Origin of the sequence: Microcoleus sp. LEGE 07076 (genome assembly GCF_015207455.1) — a bacterium.
GTDB lineage: Bacteria > Cyanobacteriota > Cyanobacteriia > Cyanobacteriales > Microcoleaceae > Microcoleus.
In genome coordinates, this window is record NZ_JADEWV010000211.1 from 1 (window position 1) to 9,735 (window position 9,735).

Annotated in this window: 9 protein-coding genes; 6 read left to right on the forward strand and 3 right to left on the reverse strand. The window is 45.2% G+C overall.

All coding sequences use genetic code 11. The annotated features are described in order from the left end of the window. The first annotated feature begins 158 nt into the window (after positions 1–158). The 5 genes from bchL to IQ270_RS24680 all read left to right on the forward strand — a co-directional run bounded on the left by bchL (position 159) and on the right by IQ270_RS24680 (position 4,742). The gene (gene bchL / locus IQ270_RS24660; RefSeq protein WP_193975816.1) at positions 159–1,025 is read left to right on the forward strand and encodes a ferredoxin:protochlorophyllide reductase (ATP-dependent) iron-sulfur ATP-binding protein; all 867 of its coding nucleotides are present in this window, start codon (positions 159–161) and stop codon (positions 1,023–1,025) included. Between the two features lie 34 nt (positions 1,026–1,059). After that, positions 1,060–2,553, forward strand: coding sequence for a DUF5331 domain-containing protein (locus IQ270_RS24665; protein WP_193975817.1), 1,494 nt, complete (start codon positions 1,060–1,062; stop codon positions 2,551–2,553). Between the two features lie 157 nt (positions 2,554–2,710). Further along, complete coding sequence (locus IQ270_RS24670; RefSeq protein WP_193975818.1) at positions 2,711–3,001, forward strand: hypothetical protein; 291 nt, start codon at positions 2,711–2,713, stop codon at positions 2,999–3,001. 18 nt (positions 3,002–3,019) lie between these two features. Then, positions 3,020–4,429, forward strand: a complete 1,410-nt coding sequence (locus tag IQ270_RS24675) for a ferredoxin:protochlorophyllide reductase (ATP-dependent) subunit N (protein ID WP_228056667.1) — start codon at positions 3,020–3,022, stop codon at positions 4,427–4,429. A gap of 76 nt (positions 4,430–4,505) precedes the next feature. Further along, on the forward strand, positions 4,506–4,742 hold the full coding sequence (locus tag IQ270_RS24680; RefSeq protein WP_193975819.1) for a type II toxin-antitoxin system HicB family antitoxin: 237 nt from the start codon (positions 4,506–4,508) through the stop codon (positions 4,740–4,742). Between the two features lie 105 nt (positions 4,743–4,847). On the opposite strand, the gene IQ270_RS24685 is transcribed toward IQ270_RS24680, so the two are convergent. Next, complete coding sequence (locus IQ270_RS24685) at positions 4,848–5,453, reverse strand: HEPN domain-containing protein (RefSeq protein ID WP_193975820.1); 606 nt, start codon at positions 5,451–5,453, stop codon at positions 4,848–4,850. Then, a complete protein-coding gene (locus tag IQ270_RS24690; protein WP_193975821.1) occupies positions 5,437–6,483 on the reverse strand; it encodes a ParA family protein in 1,047 nt (348 codons plus the stop codon). The genes IQ270_RS24685 and IQ270_RS24690 overlap by 17 nt, the downstream gene beginning before the upstream one ends. 192 nt (positions 6,484–6,675) lie before the next feature. On the opposite strand from IQ270_RS24690, the gene IQ270_RS24695 reads away from it, so the two are divergent. Then, on the forward strand, positions 6,676–7,734 hold the full coding sequence (locus IQ270_RS24695; RefSeq protein WP_193975822.1) for a hypothetical protein: 1,059 nt from the start codon (positions 6,676–6,678) through the stop codon (positions 7,732–7,734). 327 nt (positions 7,735–8,061) lie between these two features. On the opposite strand, the gene IQ270_RS24700 is transcribed toward IQ270_RS24695, so the two are convergent. Continuing rightward, positions 8,062–9,540: a DUF5009 domain-containing protein gene (locus tag IQ270_RS24700; protein ID WP_228056668.1), complete on the reverse strand. Its 1,479-nt coding sequence runs from the start codon at positions 9,538–9,540 to the stop codon at positions 8,062–8,064. Positions 9,541–9,735 lie beyond the last annotated feature (195 nt).

The following is a 9,735-nucleotide window of genomic DNA, read 5'->3' on the forward strand; positions in this document are numbered from 1 at the left end:
GCTTTTAAACAGCTAACTTGCGCCAAATCCCAAATTGACAAGAAAAGCTATTGCAGTTGGGCTATTGCAGTAAAAGCATTGGATTTGGGCGATCGCAACATCAAAGCGCGAAACCCCAGCCCTCACAGTTTTGATAGAAACCTATAGGAGAACAAAGAGTGAAACTCGCAGTTTACGGAAAAGGTGGAATTGGCAAATCGACAACAAGCTGCAACATCTCAGTTGCCCTAGCCAAGCGCGGCAAGAAAGTTTTGCAAATCGGTTGCGATCCAAAGCACGACAGCACATTTACCCTCACAGGCTTTTTAATCCCCACAATTATTGACACCCTTCAACAAAAGGACTATCACTACGAAGACGTTTGGCCAGAAGATGTCATCTACAAAGGCTACGGCGGCGTTGACTGCGTAGAAGCAGGCGGCCCCCCCGCAGGAGCAGGCTGTGGCGGCTACGTAGTCGGCGAAACCGTTAAACTGCTAAAAGAACTCAATGCCTTCGACGAATACGACATCATCCTGTTTGACGTGCTCGGCGACGTAGTGTGCGGCGGTTTTGCAGCCCCATTGAACTACGCCGACTACTGCATGATCGTTACAGACAACGGTTTCGACGCTTTGTTTGCAGCCAACCGCATCGCCGCCTCAGTCCGCGAAAAAGCCCGCACTCACCCGTTGCGACTTGCCGGTTTAATCGGCAACCGCACCTCCAAGCGCGACTTGATTGACAAGTACATAGACACAGTACCCATGCCGGTGCTGGAAGTGCTGCCCCTGATCGAAGACATCCGCGTTTCTCGCGTCAAAGGCAAAACTTTGTTTGAGATGGCAGAGTCTGACCCATCCCTCAATTACGTCTGCGATTACTACCTCAACATCGCCGACCAGATTTTGGCAAGCCCCGAAGGAGTAGTACCCAACGACTCGCCCGATCGGGAATTATTCTCGCTGCTGTCAGATTTTTATCTAAATCCTGTTCAACCGGTGGTCAATAAGGAGGAAGATGAGCTAGACCTGATGATGGTTTAATAGGTCTAGCGATCAGGATGAGGATAAAGAGGTTATGGCTTTTTTTGATACTTTTTCAGTTGCTCTCAAACAGAAGTGGTTGGACTACTACCAGGCAAATCGAGCCTGGCTGCTCCTGCACATGACGGCTGACAACACGGTAGCCACTCCCGACGGCGGGAAAAGGCCCGTTTCTTACCTCATCCTGGGAATTGCGGCTGCCCTCGAGCCAGAACTCGAGCAATTGATGCTGCCCTTCTCAAAACTCAAGCCGGATGCAGACAGCCTGATCGAAGTGTTGGGGCTAAATTTTGACCCTGACATGGCGCTGGGTATGCCCTCAAATACCGCGCCACAGACGGCCGGCCAATCTCCCATACCCGCAGCAACTCAAACAGCAACTGCTGCACCCGCAGCAACTCAAACAGCAACTGCTGCACCCGCAGCAACTCAAACAGCAACTGCTGCACCCGCAGCAACTCAAACAGCAACTGCTGCACCCGCTGATGCCAAATCCAATAAATTCGGCGGTGCGACATTAGTAGCAGCCGGAGTCGTCGCCGGAGTCGCCGGTCTGGCGGCTGCTAATGCACTGAACTCCGAGGAGGAATCCTTTGATGAGTTTGAGGAAGAAGCTGTCTCTGACTTCGACATGGGCGATGAGGAAGAAGCTGTCTCTGACTTCGACATGGGCGATGAGGAAGAAGCTGTCTCTGACTTCGACATGGGCGATGAGGAAGAAGCTGTCTCTGACTTCGACATGGGCGATGAGGAAGAAGCTTCGGCTTTGGACGGTCTCGACCTTGATGATGAAGAAGACGGCTTATCAGACTTCGACATGGGCGACGACGAGGAAGATGCCGTATCAGACTTCGACCTCGACGATGAGGAAGAAGAAGCCTCTGCTTTGGGCGGTCTCGACCTCGACGATGAGGAAGAAGAAGCCTCTGCTTTGGGCGGTCTCGACCTCGACGATGAGGAAGAAGAAGCCTCGGCTTTGGGCGGTCTCGACCTCGACGATGAGGAAGAAGAAGCCTCGGCTTTGGACGGTCTCGACCTCGACGATGAGGAAGAAGAAGCCTCGGCTTTGGACGGTCTCGACCTGGATGATGAAGAAGAAGCCTCGGCTTTGGACGGTCTCGACCTTGACGATGAGGAAGAAGAAGCCTCTGCTTTGGACGGTCTCGACCTCGACGATGATGAAGAAGAAGCCTCACAATTTGGGACTTTGACCTCTGGCGACCTCGAAGTGGCGATATCCGATCCGTTTGGTGAAGAAGATCCAGATTTTGTCGCCGAAGAAATACCCGATCCGTTTGGGGCATCGACCTCAGATGACCTAGACATTGACCTGGGCGATTTGGACGAAGACGGTATTGACGATTTCTCTTTATCTGATGACGATGACCTCGACGATCTCGGGCTTGACGATCTGGGGGAAGCAACTACCGGAGATCCTGATGAAGATGACTTAGATGCTCTAGGTCTCGGTGATTTGGATGCCGATGATGATGAAGAAATTTCTGGTTTTTTGTCTGATTTTAAGTGAGTTTGCGATCGTCAAGTCTCTCGTGGTTTTGAAGTTTCCCGCTCTATTTGTCAGTTGTGAGTTGCGAGGAGTTAATTTAAAATTAACTCAAACTCACAACTATCAAATGGCTTTTTGTATTAGCCAGCAGCACAAAACTAAATCAATGCTGTGAGGGATGATAGACCCTGGACCAGAATTTTTGAGCTTTAATTTTGAATGCTGCGACTGCTGCGGAAAGATTCAGTGGGCTGCATCTATTGGTCAGAGAAATTACGCCCAAAGCCGGTATTTCTATTATTGTTGGCGATCGCCCAAAACAGCTATTTTCAGGCCGGAACTCCTGTTCGCGGTAGAGACGAAAAATAACCTATGCTTGTCCGCAGCAAAAGATGCGATCGCCAAACAGAAACAAGTATTTCCTCGATCGATCGCGCGCCTGTCGAGTTCGAGACGAAAAACAATTTAAAGGGAGAACATTTGAGATATGACTGCTATTACTACTACCGAACCAGAAGCTTTAAACTTTGAATGCGAAACAGGCAATTATCACACATTTTGTCCGATTAGCTGCGTAGCTTGGCTTTATCAAAAAATTGAAGATAGCTTTTTCTTGGTCATCGGTACCAAGACTTGCGGCTATTTCTTGCAAAATGCAATGGGCGTAATGATTTTTGCCGAACCCCGCTACGCGATGGCTGAGTTGGAAGAAGGCGATATTTCCGCTCAGTTAAACGATTTTGATGAGTTGAAGCGGCTGTGCTTGCAAATTAAGCGCGATCGTAACCCCAGCGTCATTGTCTGGATCGGCACCTGCACCACCGAAATCATCAAAATGGACTTGGAAGGCTTAGCACCTAAGCTGGAAGCCGAAATCGGCATTCCCATCGTCACAGCCCGCGCTAACGGCTTGGATTACGCCTTTACCCAAGGGGAAGATACCGTTTTAGCAGCAATGGCCGCTAAATGCCCTGACAAAGCTCCTGTAGTAGAATCTCAGAAGCAAGAAAGAAACGCCATCTCTCAACTGCTAAACTTCGGCAAGAAAAAAGAAGAAGTTGCAGCCGATGAATCCGAATATGTCAACCACACACCGCTGGTACTTTTCGGATCTTTGCCAGACCCAGTTGTCACTCAGCTAACCTTAGAATTGAAGAAGCAAGGAATCAAAGTTTCCGGCTGGCTGCCTTCCAAGCGCTACACTGAATTGCCAGTATTGGAAGAAGGCTATTATGTATCGGGCATGAATCCCTTCTTGTCCCGTACCGCTTCTACGCTGATGCGCCGCCGCAAGTGTAAGCTAATTGGTGCTCCATTCCCGATCGGGCCAGACGGCACCCGCGCCTGGATTGAGAAGATTTGCTCAGTGTTGGGAATTGAACCCAAAGGTTTAGACGAACGGGAAGCGCAAATCTGGGCCGGCTTAGAAGATTACCTGCAAATCATTCGCGGCAAATCTGTCTTCTTCATGGGCGACAATTTGCTAGAGATTTCTTTAGCGCGTTTCTTGATTCGCTGCGGCATGACTTGTCCCGAAATCGGCATTCCTTACATGGACAAACGCTATCAAGCCGCCGAATTGGCTTTGTTAGAAAAGACTTGTCACGAGATGGGTGTTCCTAATCCTCGGATTGTCGAGAAACCAGACAATTACAATCAGCTACAGCGGATTTACGAACAGAATATCGACTTGGTGATTACTGGTATGGCCCACGCTAATCCTTTGGAAGCGCGGGGAATTAATACTAAGTGGTCAGTTGAGTTTACTTTTGCTCAGATTCACGGCTTTGGGAATGCGCGGGATATTTTGGAGTTGGTGACTCGCCCGCTGCGCCGGAATAATTCGCTGAAGGATTTGGGTTGGGGTAATTTGGTGAAGAATGAAGCGAAGGTTTAATCGTTTTTTGTAAGATGGTAAGGTGGGCGTTGCTCACCTTATTTTTTTGAACCGCTGATGGGGCGGATGAACGCGGATGAACGCGGATGAAAGTCAATTCACATCTCTGGATTATTATTTGAGTCTGAAATATCCTATTACTTTTTATCCAGAATCGGAAGGTTATACGGCGATAATAAAAGACCTTCCGGGTTGTATGTCTGTGGGGGAAACTTTGTCTGAAGCGATGGAGAACATTGAGGAAGCTAGGGAATTGTGGATAGAGACTGCTTGTGAGTGCGGAGATGAGATTCCTTTAGCTGCTAAAAGTTAAAGTAGGGTGCGTCGCTTCAAAAATTCTCGCCCTTGGCATTTATCCCATAGCGACGCACCCTACAGCTATGAGATTCCTTTACCTTCAATTGTCTAGACTCGCGGGTTACAAAATATTGTGTATGCTCTCAACAACTTGTTCGAGAAAATCAACCGCTTCATTAACTAATAGTTCATCAATAGGCCAGCGATTCCCTAACGATAAAGTAGGATCTATATCTGCTTCATGTGCAATCTTATTTCGGCGATCGACAATCAGACTTAGTTGTGTTTTTATATCTTTAGCAGGGCTACCCATATTAATAGAGACTTCTTCCCACAACTTTTTATCGCAAATCAGCCGGACAGCATCAGCTATAGCATTTGGCTGCTGAAAACTTTTGTAGCTGTGGCGTTGGCGAATTTCATCTTCTAGCCAAGAATCAATATTTTGTCCTGCGTTTATACCTGCACGAGCGTTACCCAGTGAAATTTGAAACCCCGAAAATGCTGGCGGTTCAGGACGTTGCCCGCGATGAATTTCTAACATTCCGATCCTGACAATTTCATGGATATAGTAGTCCAAAGCGCTAACCGCTAGAACAAGTGCAGCTCTCAGCATATCGGAAAGATCCAAAACACTGCTAGCTTGAGCTTTTAGAGAATTATGCACAGCAATCAGATCCCGAACGCGAGCAATACTGATGCGAAATAGATCAATTGCTGGCTGCATGGCACGTTAACTCAATAACTCTGTCCGTCAGTGTAGAAAAAACTTTTTTGAACTTTTCTTGTGCTCCTAAAGTCTTTTCCAAAACTATACCACTCCCTATTTGCTTTGACGTGAGAGCAAAAACTGGTGTTTGATGCTCTTGAGACTTAGCAATAAGGCTGTTAAAATCAGAAATTTTTGCAAGGCATAAATCACTGCCAATTGCTTGATAATTGTACATCTGATTACTTAGTAGCATATTATTTTTTCGCAAAGATGGTACTAATCTAGTAGAAACAGCTTCTTCAATTCCATCTATCCACTTCTGAAAAGCAGCGGCGGGTTCTTGACGTATTATTCGATAGTTTTGAACTACAGTCCCAAGCAAGCGGGGTGTAACTTTGGGAAATGGATAGTCGGCATCTTTCAAAATCCTCATTTCTGAAGCTTTCTGAGCCCAAGCATACCATTTTGGCAAAATTGTTGCCAAAGAGTCGATCGCCATTACTGAAAAAAAGTCGGGGCTGGTAGGAAGTATAAAAAAATCACTGGTCATCAGTAGGTTCTGATTGATTGAGCTTAAACTTGGACTCATATCAATCAAAATATAATCTGCCTTAAATTTCTCGGCTGTTTTCTGCAAAAGATATGAAATTGAACCAGGTAAGTTTTGCAATGCTTGAATTGAACCGCTTAGCTCTTGTGCAATGCCTAATGTTACCTCATATTCAGCAAATCCCACATGACCGGGCAACAAAAACAAACCATCGCACCCTTCTACTGGCAAACAATCTACAGCCTCAATTAGCTTAGGCCTTGATTCAAATGCAGGTGCTAAGCCTGATTTAATATTCTGTTCTTTTTTATATAATCCCTCTAGCTCTTGCTTAGTAGAAAACCCCAGAACCATCCCTGTGAGGTTGCATTGCGGATCGGCATCCACTATGATTACTTTTTTTCCCTTCGTGGCTAACATCCATCCTAGATTGAATGTAGTAGTTGTTTTGCTAACGCCGCCTTTGTGATTAAATAGAGCTATTTTTTGAACCATCTTTTTTATACTTTTGGAAAAGTCAGTACCTGAGCATTATAACTAAGGCTATAACTATTATACAGTCAGGGATGACAGGGCGCACTTTTCCCCCAACCCTTCCAGAATCCCAGGCTACTCGCCCGCAACACAATTCACAAATCGCCGCCTATAATTGAAACTAGCCAAATTCTCCTCAGTTGAGCAACCGCCATGAATCAAGACAACCAAAAAATCACCTATTCACAAAAAACAGAGCGCCTCAAAGTGCTCGCTCAGTTTATCAAAACAGTGACACCGATGATTTGGACAGTTGTCATTCTAGTAGTCATCATTCCCCTATTAGGTCACTTTCTCATATCCCAGTCCCTCACAAATACTGCAACCACAGCCGTTGTCGTCTCCCCGCCCCACGATTTCAGCAAAGTCAACCAAGACGTTAAAAAAGCCATCCAACAATCCCATACAACAGCCGAAGCTTTTGCATCAAAAGAATTGGACAAATGGGAAACCGAAGTAATTGCACGAGTAGACAACAACTTCCTCGATTGGTACTTCGATTACTTCAATCAAAAAAAGATGGAATTTACAGTTCCTTTCAATTTCGTCAAATCAGCCGTACTGAACAAACTTGATATGAATGCAGCATCTCAAGCTGTTTCGGAAAAATTAACCGAAGACTTTCAAAGAGAATTTGCCAACCGCGTGCTAGTGCCGAGAAATTCTCAAATGCGGTTCCAATTAATCATTCAAGATACTGCTAATTTATATATCGAAGAAGTTAGCAAAAATGTGAAAGTAGTTCAAAATAATTATAACATACCGCAAGTACAATGGGACAAATATCTCAACGATATTGCTACCACAATTAGCGACCAAGGAAATATTTCAAACTTATCATTAAAAGTGTTAGTTGGCGGCAGCGGCTACTTAATTGCTAAGCCGTTAATATTGGGAATGGCAGCCAAAGTCGGCAGCAAAGTTACAGCAAAAGCTGCCAGCAAAGCCGCCGCCAAGGTAGCAACAAAAACAGGCGGTACAGTTGCAAGTCAGTTGGGTGTAGGTTTAATCGACCCGATTGTCGGCATCGGCATAATCATCTGGGATTTGTGGGATTACAATCACACTGTCACAGTGGAAAGACCTATTTTGCGAGCACACATTGTAGAATACCTGAAAGATGTCAAAAAGTCCCTGCTCACAAATCCTGAAACTGGAATTATGGCAGCAATTTATCAGCTAGAAAGCGGCATTCTCAAGTCAGTTTCATAGACTGTAACTCCCTAGGATTTTCCAAGCAAATCTCTCTAGCCAATCACTGCATCATCTATGAACAAAACCTCTGCAAAAGCAGATGTCATATTATTTCCGTTGGATTTACCGCAATCAGATTCGTTCGCGCGTGCGGACTTGAGTCTGCAAAATGAAAGCCTATGCAAGTCCGTACTACGAACGTTTTTTGTGACGATCGCAAACCGGAAATGATATCATGCTTTTAGGGCGAGAAGTTGTGTTTGATAAGTTTAGTATTGAATTTAGGCAAGCCGATGAGGAAATTATATTTACCAAACGTGAAGATGTTCTCGCCCTTTAATTATCTCACGTTCTCAAAAATAGTTTCAACCTGGTAAACCCCATCACAATTAACGCCAAAATCGCCGTATATCCAAACCCCCTCAAAAACCCCATAAACGGATTGCTTGAAGTCATCTCAACAATCACCGGTTCCCATTTAGTTAAAACCAGAATCGGCCAGATAATGTTAGCAAATCCTGCGTAGCCAATCATCGGGTTTAACCCGTTATCAATAAACAACTGCAAAAACCATCTTTTCTGAAACACGTCGATAATTACCGTCAACCCAATTAACAGAAAAATCGCCATTCCCGACGTAACAAAAAAGTAACTCACCGTCGCCGAATCTTTCTTAATTCCCCCTTCATAAGGCTCAAACAGCAAACCCAAAGCCAGCCAATAAAATCCCCATTTGTAAAGGTGGTTCAATAAATTTTCCGTGACATTTCCAGGTTTTTTCAACAAAACCCAACCGCACAAACACAGCATCAGCGTCACTAACGAAGTCTGCCACACCCATCTAGCTTGCAGTCCAATTAACAAGATTAAATCAATCGCCAACATCAACACCATAATGCTAAAATAGCGCCAACTCTTCCACTTCGCATAACTTGACTCTGCCGGCGAATAATACTCTATCCACCGATTCAGTAAATCCCCGACAACAGTACCGGGAATCACCACAAACAAATACTTCAAATAATCAAATTGAAACAGCCAAGGCGCAGGAGATGACGACCAAATTAACTTAATCCAACCGTCAGCAGGAGAAGAAAGCCGCGCCGCTAACAACAAACCCAAAATTCCTACTCGCAGCCACAGATTTGAACGAGTAAACAGCCAAATTAGCGACCCAAAAACGGCCATATTTGCAAGTACCATTAAGATGATGTCGCTGCGGTCAACTGAAAATCCTACACCGCTGGGATATTTGATGTGAGATACGAAGACTATTCCCGCACTCCAAGCAGCCAGAGTTAACCCCCTACGCAGCCATGCAGACCACTTTTGAGGCCAGCGAACGTACATCAAAAATAATAGGAAAAATCCGCACAATCCCAGCCACCACTTTAGTCTGCTTGCTTCCTCCGGGCTAATTACAGTCGGGCGAATGTGCTGGAGAAATATTGCAAAAAATGCCAATAAACAGCCTCTTTGCAAAATAAATAAAATTACTTTTTTTGTATCCCATTCCTTGGCGATACGGCGGGACAAAGCTAGGGGTATTGCGGCACCCATTGCAAACAAAAAGAAGGGGAAAACTAAATCAACCCAGGTTAATCCTGCTAGTTTGTTATTAAAAACGTGGTCTGGTGGAGGGAGTTGGGCGTGATACATCCACGCCGGCAATGTTTTGCGGGCTATTGTACCTGATAAAACCATTGCTAAAACTGCTATTCCCCGCAGCGCATCCAGCGCGTCGGCGCGTTGGGAAACGGGAGTAACTGCAAAAAGCTTTTCGTTTTTTACCGTGTTTTGTGACTCTGATGTTGTGTTTTCCAATGCACTTACCGATTTGTTTTGACTACTATAATATTTGTTGTAAAAATTTATTTGCCAATTAATTTGTGCAGCCAACTTCCTGAAGCTAAGCTGCTGAGTCTTTTTGTTGAGTGTTTTTTATTCACTGTCAATCTCGAAATTCGGTATTTATTGGGTGGAAAAAAGCGCAGTTTTAATTTTAAACTGTCGTACAAG